Consider the following 17,542-nt stretch of genomic DNA (forward strand, 5'->3'; position numbering starts at 1 on the left):
CCCGCGGCTCCCGCGCCGCCGGGACCCGGACCGGCGACCGGCGCCGCCCTCGGGTTCGGCGCCCTCGTCCGACGGGTCGTCGCGCTCGCCGCGCTCGTCGCGCTCGTCGACGTTCTCACGATCGTTCAGGGAAGCCGCGTACTCCCGGCACGCTTCGGCCGATGTACCGCACCCCGGGCAAGCGAGGGCGCCATTGAGGTGCCGTTGGCACGGGTCGCAGTAGTCCATGACGCCGGAAGACTAAACTCCGCGCAGGTCACGTTCACAGGCGGCCCTGTGAAAGTTCTGTGGCGAACCGCCCGTTCCGGCGCGGCGAGTTGAGGACACGCCGGACCATTCGCCGCCTTCTCAGCGCATCGCGTCGAAACCGTTATGTGTTCGACCCATTGACACTGCCACCGCCTCATCCTTACTGTCACGCCAGGATTTCGAACGTGTGACGAAATTTCGAACAGGTCCGAAGAGTACAAGGGGCAATTTCAGTGCGCATCACCGGAATCAGCACACACGTGGTCGGGACGCCCTGGCGCAACCTGACCTATGTCCAGGTGCACACCGACGACGGCATCACCGGCATCGGTGAGACCCGCATGCTGGGGCACACCGACGCGCTGCTCGGTTACCTGCGGGAGGCGGAGGTCAACCACATTCTCGGTTCCGACCCCTTCGCTGTCGAGGACCTCGTGCGCCGCATGAAGTACGGCGACTACGGGCGCGCCGGCGAGATCGTGATGTCCGGCATCGCCGTGATCGAGATGGCGTGCTGGGACATCAAGGGCAAGGCCCTCGGCGTACCCGTGTGGCAGCTGCTCGGCGGCAAGGTCACCGACCGCGTGAAGGCGTACGCGAACGGCTGGTACACCACGGAGCGCACTCCGGAGGCGTACCACAAGGCCGCTCAGGGGGTCATGGAGCGCGGGTACAAGGCGCTGAAGATCGACCCGTTCGGGACGGGCCACTACGAGCTCGACCACGAGCAGTCGCTGTACGCGGTCTCGCTGATCGAGGCGGTCCGTGACGCGATCGGCCCCGAGGCCGAGCTGATGCTGGAGATGCACGGCCGCTTCTCGCCGGCCACCGCGATCCGGCTCGCCCGCGAGCTCGCGCCCTTCAAGCCGGCCTGGCTCGAGGAGCCGGTCCCGCCGGAGAACCTGAAGGCCCTGGAGAAGGTGGCGGCGAAGGTCGACATGCCGGTCGCGACCGGTGAGCGCATCCACGACCGCATCGAGTTCCGCGAGCTCTTCGAGAGCCAGGCCGTGGACATCATCCAGCCGGACGTCGGCCACATCGGCGGCATCTGGGAGACGCGGAAGCTGGCGGCTACCGCCGAGGCCCACTACGTACTCGTGGCGCCCCACAACGTGGGCGGCCCGGTCCTGACCGCCGCCTCCCTCCAGGTCGGCTTCACCGCGCCGAACTTCAAGATCCTGGAGCACTTCAACGACTTCGCGGACGCGGACATCAAGAAGGTGATCAAGGGCGCCCCGCAGGTCGTGGACGGCTACTTCGAGCTGTCGCACGAGCCCGGTCTCGGCGTCGAGCTGGACACGGACGCGGCGGCGGAGTTCCCGCAGCAGCAGGCCCGCTTCGACCTGTGGGCGGACGGCTGGGAGCAGCGCAAGCCGAAGGGCGGCGACAAGTGACGGCGACCGCCCGCGGCACGGATCACGCGCCGCACCGGCCTCGCGCCGCATCGGCGGACCTGAGGGGCCACCGCCCCTGCGGCGCCGCGACCCGCCTCACGGACACGGAGCCGTCATGAGCGCCGCAGCACAGGCCGTGGTGATCGAGGGGCCGGGCGAGCACCGGCTGGCCCCCCACGAGCCCACGGCGCCCGCGGCGGGCGAGGCCCTCGTACGGGTCCACGCGAGCGGGATTTGCGGAAGCGACCGCGAGGTGTACCAGGGCAACCGCCCCGAGGGGTACGTCCGTTACCCGCTGACGCCGGGCCATGAGTGGTCCGGCACGGTGGAGGCGGTCGGCACCGGGGTCCCCGAGGGCCTGGTGGGCCGCAAGGTGGTGGGCGAGGGCTTCCGCAACTGCCAGGTCTGCGACCGCTGCCACGAAGGCGAGACAACGTTGTGCACGGCCGGCTACGAGGAGACGGGCTTCACCCAGCCCGGCGCCATGGCCACCACGCTCACGCTGCCCGCCCGGCTGCTGCACGTCCTGCCGGAGGACGCCGACCTGACCGCGGCCGCGCTCCTGGAGCCCGCGGCCTGCATCGCGGCGGCGGCGCTCAAGGCGAACGCGCGGCCGGGTGAGCGGGTCGCGGTCGTCGGCACCGGAACGCTCGGCATGTTCGCCGTGCAGTTCCTGAAGGCGGGCTCGCCCTCGGAACTCCTGGTGGTGGGCACCCGCCCGGACCGCGAGGAGCTGTCGAGGACCTTCGGCGCCAGCGACTTCCGAACCCGGGACCAGGAACTGCCCGACGACTTCGACGTGGTGATCGAGACCGCCGGGTCGGCGACCGCCGCGACGACCGCCGCCTCCCTGCTCAGGCGCGGCGGGCGGCTCGTCCTCACGGGCATCCCCGCTTCGGGCGCCGAGGGCCTGGACCCCACCGACCTCGTCGTACGGCAGCTGGAGGTGCACACCGTGTTCGGTGCACCGCCGGAGGCCTGGGCGCACACGGTGCGGGTCTTCGGCGCGGGTCTCCTCGATCCGCTTCCGCTGGTCACGCACGAGCTGCCGCTGGACGAGTTCGCCCACGCCATCGAGCTGGTGGGGTCCGGCGATCCGAAGGTCGGCAAGGTACTGCTGCGGCCCTAGGGCCCCTGCCGCCGACCCCCGATGCGTACGCCGGTACGGAGTACCTGACGACTCCGTACCGGCGTACATCCACCGCCACGAACCACGTCCGGCATGTCGAACACCCACATACTTCGCCAGAGCTAAGGAAAGCCAGTGACCGACGCTTCTCCCAAGGCGGCCCGTCGACCCGGTGAGCAGGCGCTCGCCGCGCTCGGCCTGGGCGCGCCCGCCCTGTCCCCCGCCGACGCCTCACCGCACGCCTTCCCGGAGGGCGGCCGCTGGCGCACCGAGATCCCCTCGTGCGAGGGGCCCGAGGCACTGGCCGTGGTCCTCAAGGAGGCCTCGCGGCTCGACGTGCCGATCCACCGGATCAGCCAGGGCAGCGGCGTCTGGATGCTGACCGACAACGAGATCACCGAGATGGTCGAGTCCACCGCGGAGCGTGACATCGAGCTCTGCCTCTTCACCGGCCCGCGCGGCACATGGGACATCGGCGGCTCGACCCGTACCGACTCGCGGGGCGGCGGTCTGCGCGCCCGCGGTCACGATGCGGTGGCCGGCTGCGTCGAAGACGCCATCCGTGCAACGGAGTTGGGCGTAAAGTGCCTCCTCGTGGCTGACGAGGGCGTGCTGTGGACTCTGCACAGGGCCCGTGTCGCCGGGATCATCCCGGCCGACACCACGCTCAAGGTCTCGGCGCTCATCGGTCCGGTCAACCCGGCCGCGTACGCCGTGTACGAGCAGCTCGGCGGGGACTCCATCAACGTGCCCAGCGATCTCACGCTGGACCACCTGACGGAGATCCGCAGGGTCAGCGCAGCCCCCATGGACATGTACATCGAGGCGCCCGACGATCTTGGAGGCTATGTACGCATGTACGAGGTCGCCGAGCTGATCCGCCGCGGCGCGCCGCTGTACCTGAAGTTCGGGCTGTCCAAGGCTCCCGGGCTCTACCCGTACGGCCACCACATGAGGGACGTGACGCTGTCCACGGCACGGGAGAGGGTGCGGCGCGGCCGGCTCGCCCTGGACCTGCTGGCCCGGCACGGGGCGGACGGCGACATGGCGCCGCTCGGCTCGCGCCTGCCGGGAACACTCCAACGGTTTGACATTCCCTCATAACGTTCCGAACACACCCCCTTCACAAAAGACGACGCGGCCGAACACAATCCCACACACCTCTCTCGGTCGTTCTTCGCTCCACTCCTCGCACCTCCAGAGACCGAGCCCCGTCCAGAGCATCAAGGAAGATGATCATGCGCAATCGCAAGGCAGCCCTCTCCGCCATAGCCGCGGCAGCGTCCCTCGCCCTCACCCTCTCCGCCTGTGGGCAGGACAGCGAAGGCGGCAGTGGTGACGGCGACAAGGCGGACACGAAGGGCTCCACCGTCGGTATCGCCATGCCCACCAAGTCTTCCGAGCGCTGGATCGCCGACGGCGCCAACGTGGAGAAGAACCTCAAGGCGGCCGGCTACAAGACCAAGCTGGCCTACGGCGAGGACGACCCGGACACCCAGGTCTCGCAGATCGAGAACATGATCACGCAGGGCGTCTCCGCCCTGATCATCGCGGCGATCGACAACAAGTCGCTCGACAACGTTCTCCAGCAGGCCAAGGAAGCCGACATCCCGGTCATCTCCTACGACCGCCTGATCCTCAACTCGCCGAACGTCGACTACTACGCGTCGTTCGACAACGAGAAGGTCGGCGAGCTGCAGGGCGGCTACATCGTCGAGAAGCTCGGCCTGAAGGACGGCTCGAAGAAGGGCCCGTTCAACGTCGAGCTCTTCGCCGGCTCGAACGACGACAACAACACCCAGTACTTCTTCAAGGGCGCGATGAACGCCCTGCAGCCGTACATCGACAAGAAGCAGCTGGTCGTCAAGTCCGGCCAGACGAAGCTGAACCAGGTCACCACCCTGCGCTGGGACGGCGGCACCGCCCAGAAGCGCATGGACGACCTGCTGACCTCCGCGTACAAGAGCGCCAAGGTCGACGCGGTGCTCTCGCCGTACGACGGCATCTCCATCGGCATCCTCTCCGCGCTGAAGTCGGACGACTACGGCTCCAAGAGCAAGCCCCTGCCGATCGTCACGGGCCAGGACGCCGAGGTCGCCTCGGTGAAGTCGATCATCGCCGGTGACCAGACGCAGACCGTCTACAAGGACACCCGCAAGCTCGCCGAGGTCGCCGCGAAGATGGTCGACGCGGTGCTGAACGACAAGAAGCCCGAGACCAACGACACCAAGACCTACGACAACGGCTCGAAGGTCGTTCCCGCGTACCTGCTGGAGCCGGTGAACGTCGACAAGTCCAACTACAAGGAAGTTGTCGTCGACTCCGGCTACATCAAGGAAAGCGACCTCAAGTAACCGCCGTTTTCTAAGGATTGGAAGGCACGACCATGGCGGGACCCGTCCTGGAAATGCGCTCGATCGTCAAGACCTTTCCCGGCGTCAAGGCGCTGTCGGACGTCTCCCTGAGCGTCCGACCGGGCGAGGTCCACGCCATCTGCGGGGAGAACGGCGCCGGAAAGTCGACCCTCATGAAGGTCCTCTCCGGCGTCCACCCGCACGGAACCTACGAGGGCGACATCCTCTTCGAGGGTGAGCCCTGCCAGTTCAAGGACATCCGGGCGAGCGAGCAGCACGGCATTGTGATCATCCACCAGGAGCTTGCCCTGGTGCCGTACCTGTCCATCGCGGAGAACATCTTCCTCGGCAACGAGCACGCCACGCGCGGGTTCATCAGCTGGAGCGAGACGCTGAAGCACGCGACGGAGCTGCTGCGGCGCGTCGGGCTGAGCGATCACCCCGACACCCGCGTCGCCGACATCGGCGTGGGCAAGCAGCAGCTCGTCGAGATCGCGAAGGCGCTGTCGAAGAAGGTGAAGCTGCTGATCCTCGACGAGCCGACGGCGGCTCTGAACGACGAGGACAGCGGCAAGCTCCTGGAGCTCATCCTGGGTCTCAAGGACCAGGGCATCACCTCGATCATCATCTCGCACAAGCTCAACGAGATCGAGACGGTCGCGGACTCGGTGACGATCCTGCGCGACGGGCGGTCCATCGAGACCCTCGACGTGAAGGCCGCGGAGACCACCGAGGACCGGATCATCAGCGGCATGGTCGGGCGCGACCTCGACCACCGCTTCCCGGAGCGCACCCCGCACGACACGGAGGTGGGCACGGCTCCGGCACTGGAGATCCGCAACTGGACCGTCCACCACCCGATCGACCAGCAGCGCAAGGTCGTCGACGACGTGTCGATCCAGGTGCGCCGCGGGGAGATCGTCGGTATCGCCGGGCTCATGGGCGCCGGGCGCACCGAGCTCGCGATGAGCGTCTTCGGCCGCACCTACGGCCGGTACGCGGGCGGCACCGTCCTCAAGGACGGCACGGAGATCCGTACGAAGACCGTGCCCGAGGCGGTCGGCCACGGGATCGCGTACGTGACCGAGGACCGCAAGCACTACGGCCTCAACCTCATCGACACCATCAACCGGAACATCTCCCTCAGCGCGCTGGGGAAGGTCGCCAAGCGCGGTGTCGTCGACGAGCACGCGGAGCGGCAGGTCGCCGAGGGCTTCCGCAAGTCGATGAACATCAAGGCGCCGACCGTCTTCGAGCCGGTGGGCAAGCTGTCGGGCGGCAACCAGCAGAAGGTCGTCCTCAGCAAGTGGATCTTCGCGGGTCCGGACGTGCTGATCCTGGACGAGCCGACCCGCGGGATCGACGTGGGCGCCAAGTTCGAGATCTACACGGTCATCGACAAACTGGCCGCCGAGGGCAAGGCGGTCGTCTTCATCTCCTCCGAGCTGCCGGAACTGCTCGGAATGTGCGACCGCATCTACACGATGGCCGCCGGTCGGCTGACCGGAGAGGTCCCGCGGGCCGAGGCCACGCAGGAAGTGCTGATGCGCCAGATGACGAAGGACAAGAGGTAAGACCGATGAGCACGAACGTGACCGCCAAGTCCCCCGCGCCGGCGCCCGCCGGCAAGGGCGACTCGACCGGGGGCGACGGCCTGCTTCAGCTGATGATCGACGGTATGCGCCGCAACATGCGGCAGTACGGCATGCTGATCGCTCTCGGTCTGATCGTGGTGCTGTTCGCGGTGTGGACGGACGGCGACCTGCTGCTGCCCCGCAACGTCTCCAACCTGGTGCTGCAGAACAGCTACATCCTGATCCTCGCGATCGGCATGATGCTCGTCATCATCGCGGGCCACATCGACCTGTCGGTCGGATCCCTCACCGCCTTCGTGGGCGCGGTGGCGGCCGTACTGATGGTCAACCACGACGTCGCCTGGCCGGTGGCCGTGGTGCTGTGCCTGCTCCTGGGCGCCGCCGCGGGGGCCCTGCAGGGGTTCTTCATCGCCTACCTCGGCATACCGTCCTTCATCGTCACCCTCGCCGGCATGCTGCTCTTCCGCGGTCTGACCGAGATCTTCCTGGAGGGCCAGACCATCGGCCCGTTCCCCGAGGGTCTGCAGAAGGTCTCCAACGGCTTCCTTCCGGAGGTCGGCCCGGACACCAACTACCACAACCTCACGCTGCTGCTCGGCTTCGCCGTGATCGCGTTCGTGGTGCTGCAGGAGGTCCGTGACCGCAGGCGGCAGCAGGAGTTCGACCTCGACGTGCCGCCCGCCAAGCTGTTCCTGCTGAAGCTCGTGGCGCTGGTCTCCGCCGTCCTGACCGTGACGCTGATGCTCGCCAGTTACAAGGGCGCCCCGGTGGTACTGATCATCCTCGGTGTCCTCGTCGTGGGCTTCGGCTACGTGATGCGCAACGCCGTCATCGGCCGCCACGTGTACGCGATCGGCGGCAACCTGCCCGCGGCGAAGCTGTCCGGTGTCCGGGACAAGAAGGTCACCTTCCTGGTCTTCCTGAACATGGGCATGCTCGCGGCGCTGGCCGGTCTGGTCTTCGCGGCCCGCTTCAACGCGGCCTCGCCGAAGGCAGGTGTGAACTTCGAACTGGAGGCGATCGCCGCGTCGTTCATCGGCGGCGCGTCGATGAGCGGCGGCGTGGGCACGGTCCTCGGCGCGATCATCGGTGGTGTCGTCCTCGGTGTCCTCAACAACGGCATGAACCTCGTCGGCGTCGGCAGCGACTGGCAGCAGGTCATCAAGGGCCTGGTGCTGCTCGCGGCGGTCGGCTTCGACGTCTGGAACAAGCGCAAGGTCGGTTCGTAACAGGCGGACGGGGCCCCGCGGACACACGGTCCGCGGGGCCCCGTTTTCTGTGTGCGCGACAGGAACCACCCACGTCTCGGGAAGAGCAGGAACCGGTGAAAGAACTCTTCGGCGAACTCTCCGACGGAACGAAGGTCCACCGCTGGTCGCTGGAGAACGGCGGCACCCGGCTGAAGGTCCTCTCGTACGGCGGCATCGTCCAGGCCCTGGAACTCCCCGACCGGCGCGGCCGGTACGCCAACGTCTCGCTGGGCTTCGGGACCGTCGAGGCGTACGAGACGTCCAGCCCGTACTTCGGCGCCCTCGTCGGCCGGTACGGCAACCGCATCGCCAAGGGCCGGTTCACCCTCGACGGTGAGGACCACCGGCTCCCCGTCAACGACGGCGACAACAACCTGCACGGCGGGCCCGAGGGATTCGACCGGCGGATCTGGGAGGTGGAGGAGTTCACCTCCGCCTCCGACGTGGGCCTGGTCCTGCGCCGCACCAGCCCGGACGGCGAGATGGGCTACCCCGGCACGCTGACGACGAAGGTCACCTACACCCTGACCGCGAACGGCGACTGGCGCGTCGACTACGAGGCCACCACCGACCGGACCACGGTCGTCAACCTCACCAACCACGTGTACTGGAACCTCGCCGGTGAGGGCGGCGGCTCCGTCCACGACCACGAACTGATGATCGCCGCGTCCCGCTACACGCCGGTCGACGCCGCACTCGTCCCGACCGGCGAACTCGCCGACGTCACGGGCACCGCCTTCGACTTCCGTCGGCCGAAGACGGTCGGGGCGGACCTGCGGCAGGCGGATCCACAACTCCTGTACGCCAAGGGCATCGACCACAACATGGTCCTCGACAAGGGACTCACGCAGCTGCCCGAGCACGTCGCGACCCTCCGCGAGCCGGTGTCCGGCCGCACCCTGAAGGTCGCCACGACCGAGCCCGGCCTGCAGTGCTACTCCGGCAACTTCCTGGACGGCACCCTCGTCGGCCCCGGCGGCCGCACCTACCGGCAGGGCGACGCGCTGTGCCTGGAGACCCAGCACTTCCCCGACTCGCCGAACCGCCCGGAGTTCCCGACGACCGTGCTCAGGCCCGGCGGAACGTACCGGTCGACGACGATCCACTCGTTCAACCTGTGACCGTCCTTCACAGCCGGTTCACAACTTCCACATCGATACACAGTCGTTGAACAGAGACACACAGCCGCCCGTACTAAGGAGCGGCCCGCGTATCCCCGCTCGGGCCGCCCCTCAAGGACGGAGGGTCCATGGCCGACAATGTCACCTCGCTGTTCCGCACCGGCGCGCACAGCCCCTCGATGGCCGCGCTGGCACGCGAGAGCGGGGAGGCGGGTCCGCTGGACTTCTGCATCCCGTGCAATCCGTACTTCCCCACGCCGGCGATGTTCGACGAACTGACGCACCGGCTGCGCGACATCATCACGTACTACCCGAGCAGCGCGGACACCATCACCGGGGAACTGTGCAACCTGCTCCAGCTGCCGCCCCAGTGCGTGGCCATGGGCAACGGGTCGACCGAACTCATCACCTGGATCGACCACCTGCTGGTCCGGGAGTCCCTCGCCATCCCTGTCCCCACCTTCGGCCGCTGGACCGACCAGCCGCTGGAGACGGGCAAGCGCGTTGACATGTTCCCCCTCCAGGAGAGCAACGGCTTCGCCCTCGACCCGGCGCAGTACATCCAGTTCATCCGCTCCCGCGGGACCCGCGCGGCCGTCATCTGCAACCCGAACAACCCCGACGGCGGCTTCCTGCCCAAGCAGACGATCCTGGCCTTCTGTGACGCGCTCGCGGACCTGGACCTCATCGTCATCGACGAGTCGTTCCTGGAGTTCGCCGACGCGGAGAACGAACCGAGCGTCGTCGAGGAGGCGGTGATGCGCCCCAACGTCATCGTGCTGCGCAGCCTCGGCAAGAACTTCGGACTGCACGGTGTGCGCTTCGGCTACATGGTCGCCAACCCCGGTCTGGCCGGCCGCATCCGCTCGATGCTCCCGAAGTGGAACCTCAACGCCTTCGCGGAGACCGTGGTGTTCATGCTCAGGGACCACGGTCCCGAGTACGTGGAGAGCCTGCACATGGTGCGCCGCGACCGGCTCGACATGGCACGCCAGCTCTCCACCCTGCCCGGCCTCACCGTCTACCCCTCGCAGGGCAACTTCCTCTTCGTGCGCCTCCCCGTGGGCGCCGAGGGCACCGTGGTCCGGGACCGGCTGCTCACCGAGCACCGGATCCTGGTGCGCGAGTGCGGCAACAAGATCGGCTCTTCCAGCCGCTTCCTGCGGCTCGTGGTGCGCCCCCAGGTCGACGTCCGTCGCCTGGTGTCCGGCCTGGAATCGGTGCTCTACGGGACCAGGAGGGGAGCCGCCGTGCCCGAGTTGAGCACAGGGACCAACTACAGCTCGGGTACGGCGGCGGTCGACCGCCTCGTCAGCTCGACCAACGGCCAGGGATACCCGGGGCTCGCCGCCGCGGCGAACGGCATGGCAGGCCAGCCCCAACCGCTCACGGCCGCGGCGAACGGGATGCCCGGTCAGCCCCAGCCCCTGGTCGCCGCCGCGAACGGCATGGCAGGCCAGCCCCTCGCCCCGGCAGCCAACGGGATGGGTAACGGCATGGGCAACGGGATGGGTAACGGCATGGCCGGGCAGCCCCAACCGCTCGTCGCGGCGGCCAACGGGATGCCCGGACAGCAGCCCTTGGTCGCCGCCGCGAACGGGATGGTCGGTCAGCCCCAGCCGCTGACCGCCGCCCAGACGCGCGGCACGACGGGCATGCCCGGTGGGCTGACCGCCGTGACCCCCCAGGGCCAGCCCCAACCGCAGCCACAGGGGTACCCCCAGCCCCAGATGCCGCAACAGCAGCAGATGCCCCAGCCGGTGCCGCAGCAGCCCACCGGCTGGCCGAACGCGCCCGCCGCCGCCTCCAACGGCGCCGGATGGCCGGCGGCCGGCGCGGTCAACCGGGTCGGCTGACCACCGCCCGCCTCGGGGAACCAAGCGGGCCCGCGCCCGGAGGGGAGGCGCGGGCCCGCTCCCCACTTTTCCGGGGGCGCGGGGAACTGTGCGTCCAGCCCCCGCCCACCCGCACCGCGCCGACCGTCAGGCCGCGTTGAACCGCCACTGCTGGCACGTGTTGTTCAACCACGTCCACTGCCGGACGTCCGCCCCGTCGGCCCCGGAACAGTCGGCGACATCCGCGACCTTGCCGGTGGCCTGGTTCACCACCCGCACGTAACCCCCGCTCGTGGCAAGGAACCGGAACCGCTGGCAGGTGTTGTCCAGCCAGCTCCACTGCCGCAGATCGGCCCCGTCGGCGGACGAGCAGTCGGCCGTGTCCAGCACCTTGCCGGACGCCACGTTCACCAGCCGGCTCGTGTCGTCGCCCCGGTCCTCCACCCGCCACTTCTGGTGGTTGCCGCCGTTGCAGGCGTACTGCTGGACATTGGCCCCGTCGGCACCCGAACCCCCCGCCACCTCAAGGCACTTACCGCTGTTGCGGTTGGTGAGCGTGTACGTCGTGGACGTGGCCGAGGGCTCCCCGGACGGCCCGGCCATGCTCGTCCCGAGCGCGACCGGCGAACCGAGGTTCGGCGAACCGTCGGCGTTCCAGGTGAACTTCTGGGCCCGCGTCGTGCGCCCGTTGTCGCAGCCGTCGCCCGCACTGTCGTTGGCGTGGTAGACGATCCAGCTCTCGGTGCCGTCCGGCGAGTTGAAGAAGCCGTTGTGGCCGGGCCCGTAGACCCCGGCGGCGTCGTTGCGCTGGAAGACCGGCGTGGACTTCTTCGTCCAGGAGGACGCGGCGAGCGGGTTCGAGCCGGTCAGGGTCAGCTGTCCGAGCTTGTAGTCGGGCGTCCAGCATCCGCTCGCCGAGTAGATGATCCGCGTCACGCCGCCGCGCTGCAGGACCTCCGGCCCCTCGTTCACCGTCCCGCCCGACTTCTCCCAGTCGTACGTCGGTGTCGAGATCGTCGAGAAGGACCCTTGAAGCGTGTACGGGTTGGACATCGGCGCGATGACGAGGTTCTGGGTCCCGCCGCCCATGGCGCTGCCCAGCAGATACAGCTGCCCGTTGGCGTTCAGGACGCTCGCGTCCAGCATCCAGGCGCTGTTGAGCTGGTTCTTGTACGTGTACGGGCCCATCGGGTCGGAGCCCGCGCTCTCCAGGACGTGGGTGCGCTGCGTCTGGTTGTAGTCGGAGACGTTCTGCCCGGCCACGAAGTACAGGTACCACCTGCCGCCGGAGTAGAAGAGCTCGGGCGCCCAGATGTTGCAGCAGCGCGAGGCCGCGTCCCCCTTCCACACCTGCACGCTGGGCGCGGTCGACAGCCCGGCCAGTGTCGGCGACTTGCGCATGGTGATGACGTCGGTCCAACTCGTCGTCACCAGGTAGTAGTTGCCGTCGTGGTAGGAGATCCAGGGGTCGGCGCCCTTCACCGACTTGACCGGGTTGGTGAAGGTGGCCGCGCTCGCCGAGGACTGTCCCAGGGACAGGGCGAGCAGCAGTGCGGCCAGCAGGGTCAGTAGGCGACGGGCCATCCGCTGCTCCAGTTCAGTAGGTTGATGCCGAGTCGGGGAGTCCCGTTGTCCTGGCCGTCGTAGTAGTGGTAGACGATCAGGTCGCCGTCGGAGTCCGCCAGGATCGACTGGCCGCCGGGGCCGATGTACCGGCCGTGCGACTCCAGGACGGGCGTGCCGCCGTTGTTCGTCATGGCGACGCCGTTCTTGTCGTGGTACGGCCCGGTGACGCTCGTGGCCCGGCCCACCTTGACCTTGTACGTCGAACCGGCGCCGGCACAGCAGGTGTCGTACGAGGCGAACAGGTAGTAGTGGCCGCCCCGCTTGACGATCGTGGGGGCCTCGACCGCCTTGGTGCCGGTGGGGCGGGAGGCGATCGAGCGGCGGACGGTGTCCGAGGCGAGCTGCTTGCCGGTCGACGGGTCGAGCCGGATCAGCTTGATCCCGGTCCACCAACTGCCGAAGGACAGCCACCACTTGCCGTCGTCGTCGACGAAGAGGTTCGGGTCGATGGCGTTGTGGTCGCTGGAGGTGGTGGACGTGTGGACGGTCCCCCGGTCGCTCCAGGATCCCGGCAGTCCGGTCGTGGAGGTGGCCAGCCCGATGGCCGACCTGTTCGAGCCGAAGGTCGAGACGGCGTAGTACATCAGGTACCTGCCGCCGTGGTACGAGATGTCGGGCGCCCAGGCCTCGGTCCCGTACTGGGACCACCAGCCGGGCTTGGTACGGAAGGCGTCGGCGCCCGCGGCGAAGGCCGTCCGGTTGCCCGACGTCCTGTGGGTGAGGCCGCCGCCGGTGGCGTACAGCAGGTACTGGCCCGTCGGGGTCCGGATCATCGTCGGGTCGTGGACGACGGTCGCCCCGGTGACGGTGCCCGGGTTCGGGTACGCGGAGGCGGTGCCGGGGACGAGGGCGAGCAGGATCGCCACGGGAAGGGCGAGAAGCACTGTTCCGCGGCTCGCGCGGCGGGGGTTGTCGGAGGTGCGGCTCACGCGAGGCCTCCTGCGCATGGGGGGAGTTGTTCGATATTCCGTACGATGGTCATGACTTCGAACGGGACCGTAGAATCGAACCCCTTGCGCGTCAATGGTTCGCGCGGCATCCCGCGCCCCGGGAAGCATCGAAAGTGTTTCGACGCCCCGGCTGTCTCACAACGGACTTGACGGACCGTCATTTTGCCCAACTCACAGCGCGTCGACAGATTCCGCTTCTACGGTGCCGTGTTCATGACAGACGCATCGATCGGACGCAGAACCCTGCTCGTCGCCACGGGCACCACGGCGGCCGCACTGGCCGTGGGAGCCACCACCCACGAGGCCTCCACCGCCGCCGACCAGGCACCAGCGGCCGCCGCGGCGGTCTGCACCCTCACCAAGGAGATGACCGAAGGCCCCTACTACCTCGACGGACAGCTCGTCCGCGCCGACATCAGCGAGGACAAGACCGGCATTCCGCTTCAGCTCACGCTCACCGTCGTCGACGACGACACCTGCGCCCCGCTCGCCAACGCGCTGGTGGAGATCTGGCACTGCGACGCGCTCGGCGAGTACTCCGGGTTCGTCGGCGGGAACGGGCACGACGAGCCGGACAACGGCACGTTCCTGCGCGGCGGGGTCCTCACGGGCTCCGACGGCGTCGCGAGGATCACCAGCGTCTACCCGGGCTGGTACCGGGGCCGCTGCATCCACATCCACGTGAAGGTGCACACCGACGTCACCCTGACCTCTGACGGGTCCTTCGAGGGCGGTCAGGAGCTGCACACCGGGCAGCTGTTCTTCGCCGAGAGCATCACCGCGAAGGTGGCACTGGTGCCCGCGTACGCGGTCAACACGGTGCCGCGGACGACCCTCGCGCAGGATTCCATCTACGACGAGGGAGGGGCCGCCTCCGGACTGCTGACCCTGACCGCGCTGGGCAGTTCGACGACGGCGGGCTACGCGGGCACCCTGACCCTGGGCGTCGAACCGAGCTGAACACGCCGGTCACCGGCTGTCCCTGGAGGACAGGGTCACAGCCCTGTCCTCCAGCGGCGTGGGGACAGGGGCGCAGCCCCGTCCCTCAGGGGCGCGGGGAACTGCGCGATCAGCCCCCACCGGGCCCGCGGCGAAGTCACCGAACCCGTACCGTCCCGGACCCGACACCGGCGGTCCCCGAACCGGCCGTCCGACTGCGGGAGTCGGCAGGCCGGCTGCGGGAGTCGGCAGGCCGGCTACGGGAGGCGACACGCACACCGCAGGCGTCCACGACACGCATCTGGAGCGAGCCGCACCCACAGCGGGTCCACACGGTGAGGCCGGCCCCCGTGCCGTGCCGGGACAGCACCTGGAAGGGCTCGGCACGGTCAGGCCAGCCGCAGTGCGGGCACGCGTCGCCGTCGGGCCTGCCATGGGCGTGGACGTGGGCTGTGCTGGTCATCTGTGTGCACCTCTCGTGCGGAGTGGCCGGGCGGACCGTCGCGACACCTCCAGCGTGTATCGGCACCACCGTGTACGTCCAGGTTGACTTTCTGGACCTGACCTTGAAGCGTGGACTGCATGATTGATCTGCGCCGGCTTCACGTCCTGCGGGCCGTCGAGCACTACGGCACGGTGACCGCCGCCGCCCGCGCCCTGCACCTCACCACCTCCGCCGCCTCGCAGCAGGTCCGCCAGCTCGCCCGTGAGCTGGGGGTCGACCTGCTGGAGCCCCAGGGGCGTGGCGTACGGCTGACCCCGGCCGGGCGGAGCCTGATCACGCACGCCGACGCGATCCAGGCCCGCTGGGACCGCGCGGAGCTCGATCTGCGGGCCGACCACGCCGTTCCGGCCGGGCTGCTGCGGGTGAGCGGTTTCCCGATGGCGATCTCGGTGCTGCTCGCCCCGATGGCGGCCCATCTGCGCGAACGCCATCCCCGGCTCGCCGTCGGGATCCAGGAGGCGGAGGTCCCGGAGAGCTTCGACCTGCTCTTCGAGGGCGAGACCGACCTCGCCATCGTCGAGGCGACCCCGCGCAACCCGCCGCTCGGAGACGCGCGCTTCGACCAACAGCCGCTGCTGGACGACCCGTTCGACCTGGTCGTGCCCGACACGCACCGGCTGGCCGGGCGCGGCCGGGTGGACCTGGCGGAGGCCGCGCGCGAGGACTGGATCGCGCAGGTCCCGGACAGCCCCTGCCGCCCGCACGTGCTGTCCGCGTGCGGCGCCGCGGGCTTCACCCCCGACGTCGTCCACCAGGCGAGGGACTGGAACGTCATGGCCCACCTCGTCGCGCACGGCCTCGGTGTGGCGCTCATCCCGCGGCTCGCCCACCTGACCCCGCACCTGCCGATCACCCGTGTGCGGTGCACCGGCGACCCGCACCGCAAACTCCTCACCTGCACCCGGGCCGGAGGCCACGAACGCCCGGCCGTCGCGGCGGCGTTGGACGAACTGCGGAAGCTGGCACCGACCGCTGTGGCATGAACGCCACAGGTCGGCCTACTAGGGTGCCGCTGTCGGACGGTGGACGCGGTGCCGGGAAGGTGAGTGCGGCTGTGGAGGTGCTGGGACACGGGGAGGCGCTCGACGAGTTGCTGCGGCTCGTGCGGCGGCAAGGGACCCCGGCTCAGGTGCTGGGCCTGCTCGCCCGGCGGACCGGGGCACAGGCCGCGTGGATCGGCCCCGGCGGCGCGGTCGAGACGGCCACGGCCGGGTATCCCCTGCGGATGACGGGCGCGCTGACGGAGCACGTGGAGCGCCTGGCCGGCGGGCGGCTGGCCGCGGCCACGACGCGGGTCGGCGAGTCGGAGGTACGCCTCGAAGCGTTCGGCGGGCGCGAGCCGCGTCCGGTGCTCGTGACCGTCAGCGCGTCGGCGCTGTCACGGGAGGCGGCCGCACTGGCCTCGCAGGCCGGCGGCCTCATCGACCTGCTGAGCCGCGCGTCGGAGGCCGACACCGGCGCACGCGGCTACGAGGCGAAGGCGGCCCAGCTGCGGTTCGCGGTCCTGACCGCGCTCCTGGCCGGGGACGTCACCCTGGCGCGCCGGATGACCACGGGTGACGTCCCGCCGCTGCTGAACGCGGAGCGCGTACGGGTCCATCTCCTGCACTGCCCGCCCGCCGACCGCGACCGGCTGGCCCGGACCTATCTGGACCCGTCGGGCTACCACGGCCCGGGTCTGATGGTGAACTGCCCGGTGTTCAGGGAGCAGTTGATCTGCCCCGTCTCCGACGACCCGGATTCCGGCGGCCATTTCCAGCAGGGCGAGATGCTGCGCCGGTTGGTCAGGGAGAACCCCGGGTACGCGCTGGGCGTCAGCAGACCCCACCCGCTCGCCGCCACGGCCGAGGCATACGGCGAGGCCGTGCACGCCCTCGCCGTCGCCCGCAACTCACCCGGCCGGCTGGCCGCCTACCGGGGGCGGCCCTCCCTGGCGCACGTCCTGCCCCACCGGGCGGCCCTCGCCTGGGCGCGCGCCTACCTGGAGCCGCTGCAGGCCGCCCCCAAGCCCACCGTGGACGTCGTCCGCCTGGCGGTGACGTTCTCCCGGTCCGGCGTGGCCCGGCTGCTGCACCTGAGCCGCACCACCGTCACGGCCCACTGCCGCCGGGCGGAGGAGGCGCTGGGCATCGACCTCGGCGAGGTCCGCACCCGCGCCACACTCGACCTGGCCCTGTCCCTCACCGCCCCGCAGGCCGACCCCGCCGACAGCGTCCAGCTGGTCGCGCCGCCGCTGGACGAACTCCTGCGCACCTCCCCCGCCACGGCCTGGGCGGAGTCCTTCCTGCACCCTCTGCACGACACCCGGCACCGCGACCTGTACCTCACGGTGACGGCCTGGCTCGACGCCAACACCGACGCCCAGCGAACGGCCGCGCACCTGGGCCTGAGCCGCAACACGGTCCGCGCCCACCTGCGCGCTGCCGAACGCCTCCTCAACCGCGACCTGTTGACCACCGGTTCGGGCACCCACGACCTCGTCCACGCCCTGCGGGTGACAGCTGGACAGCGTGCACACCCGCCGGCCGAATCTGATCACCGTGCACGGTGGTCCTCGAAGGGCGTCGCCTCCTAACGTGCTCAAGGAAGGAAGGC

Annotated in this window: 13 protein-coding genes and 2 pseudogenes; 11 read left to right on the plus strand and 4 right to left on the minus strand. The window is 69.5% G+C overall.

The features are described 5' to 3' along the window. A pseudogene (locus tag KUF83_RS10705) lies at positions 1-228 on the minus strand (hypothetical protein); the annotation flags it as partial. A gap of 254 nt (positions 229-482) precedes the next feature. On the opposite strand from KUF83_RS10705, the gene KUF83_RS10710 reads away from it, so the two are divergent. From KUF83_RS10710 to KUF83_RS10745, 8 genes and pseudogenes are all read left to right on the plus strand, one after another. Then, positions 483-1,643: a mandelate racemase/muconate lactonizing enzyme family protein gene (locus KUF83_RS10710; RefSeq protein WP_217454381.1), complete on the plus strand. Its 1,161-nt coding sequence runs from the start codon at positions 483-485 to the stop codon at positions 1,641-1,643. A gap of 115 nt (positions 1,644-1,758) precedes the next feature. Beyond that, positions 1,759-2,772, plus strand: coding sequence for a zinc-binding dehydrogenase (locus KUF83_RS10715; protein WP_217454382.1), 1,014 nt, complete (start codon positions 1,759-1,761; stop codon positions 2,770-2,772). A gap of 135 nt (positions 2,773-2,907) precedes the next feature. After that, positions 2,908-3,876 (plus strand): hypothetical protein, encoded by a 969-nt coding sequence (locus KUF83_RS10720; protein WP_217454383.1) that lies wholly within the window; start codon positions 2,908-2,910, stop codon positions 3,874-3,876. Between the two features lie 134 nt (positions 3,877-4,010). Beyond that, the gene (gene chvE / locus KUF83_RS10725) at positions 4,011-5,126 is read left to right on the plus strand and encodes a multiple monosaccharide ABC transporter substrate-binding protein (protein ID WP_217454384.1); all 1,116 of its coding nucleotides are present in this window, start codon (positions 4,011-4,013) and stop codon (positions 5,124-5,126) included. A 32-nt stretch (positions 5,127-5,158) separates the two neighbouring features. Then, on the plus strand, positions 5,159-6,700 hold the full coding sequence (gene mmsA, locus KUF83_RS10730; protein WP_217454385.1) for a multiple monosaccharide ABC transporter ATP-binding protein: 1,542 nt from the start codon (positions 5,159-5,161) through the stop codon (positions 6,698-6,700). Between the two features lie 5 nt (positions 6,701-6,705). After that, positions 6,706-7,950 (plus strand): multiple monosaccharide ABC transporter permease, encoded by a 1,245-nt coding sequence (gene mmsB / locus KUF83_RS10735; protein WP_217454386.1) that lies wholly within the window; start codon positions 6,706-6,708, stop codon positions 7,948-7,950. Between the two features lie 49 nt (positions 7,951-7,999). Then, a pseudogene (locus tag KUF83_RS10740) lies at positions 8,000-9,092 on the plus strand (aldose epimerase family protein). Between the two features lie 128 nt (positions 9,093-9,220). Then, complete coding sequence (locus tag KUF83_RS10745) at positions 9,221-10,948, plus strand: histidinol-phosphate transaminase (protein ID WP_217454388.1); 1,728 nt, start codon at positions 9,221-9,223, stop codon at positions 10,946-10,948. Positions 10,949-11,074: 126 nt separating this feature from the next. Here the strand turns inward: KUF83_RS10745 and KUF83_RS10750 are convergent, their stop codons facing one another. Together KUF83_RS10750 and KUF83_RS10755 are read right to left on the minus strand one after the other, a co-directional pair. Continuing rightward, positions 11,075-12,511, minus strand: a complete 1,437-nt coding sequence (locus KUF83_RS10750) for a family 43 glycosylhydrolase (protein WP_217454389.1) — start codon at positions 12,509-12,511, stop codon at positions 11,075-11,077. Beyond that, the gene (locus KUF83_RS10755; RefSeq protein ID WP_217454390.1) at positions 12,493-13,500 is read right to left on the minus strand and encodes an arabinan endo-1,5-alpha-L-arabinosidase; all 1,008 of its coding nucleotides are present in this window, start codon (positions 13,498-13,500) and stop codon (positions 12,493-12,495) included. Before KUF83_RS10755 ends, KUF83_RS10750 begins: the two co-directional genes overlap by 19 nt. Positions 13,501-13,716: 216 nt before the next feature. On the opposite strand from KUF83_RS10755, the gene KUF83_RS10760 reads away from it, so the two are divergent. Next, positions 13,717-14,463 carry an intradiol ring-cleavage dioxygenase gene (locus tag KUF83_RS10760; protein WP_217454391.1) on the plus strand — a complete coding sequence of 249 codons (747 nt, stop codon included), beginning with the start codon at positions 13,717-13,719 and terminating at the stop codon, positions 14,461-14,463. A 136-nt stretch (positions 14,464-14,599) separates the two neighbouring features. On the opposite strand, the gene KUF83_RS41890 is transcribed toward KUF83_RS10760, so the two are convergent. Further along, positions 14,600-14,905 carry a hypothetical protein gene (locus KUF83_RS41890; protein ID WP_254643665.1) on the minus strand — a complete coding sequence of 102 codons (306 nt, stop codon included), beginning with the start codon at positions 14,903-14,905 and terminating at the stop codon, positions 14,600-14,602. A 119-nt stretch (positions 14,906-15,024) separates the two neighbouring features. On the opposite strand from KUF83_RS41890, the gene KUF83_RS10765 reads away from it, so the two are divergent. Together KUF83_RS10765 and KUF83_RS10770 are read left to right on the plus strand one after the other, a co-directional pair. Beyond that, positions 15,025-15,930: a LysR family transcriptional regulator gene (locus KUF83_RS10765; protein WP_217454392.1), complete on the plus strand. Its 906-nt coding sequence runs from the start codon at positions 15,025-15,027 to the stop codon at positions 15,928-15,930. A 59-nt stretch (positions 15,931-15,989) separates the two neighbouring features. Further along, on the plus strand, positions 15,990-17,522 hold the full coding sequence (locus KUF83_RS10770; protein ID WP_308402969.1) for a helix-turn-helix domain-containing protein: 1,533 nt from the start codon (positions 15,990-15,992) through the stop codon (positions 17,520-17,522). The last annotated feature ends 20 nt before the right edge of the window (positions 17,523-17,542 follow it).

Origin of the sequence: Streptomyces sp. BV286 (assembly GCF_019090165.1) — a bacterium.
In the GTDB taxonomy this organism is placed as follows: Bacteria; Actinomycetota; Actinomycetes; order Streptomycetales; family Streptomycetaceae; genus Streptomyces.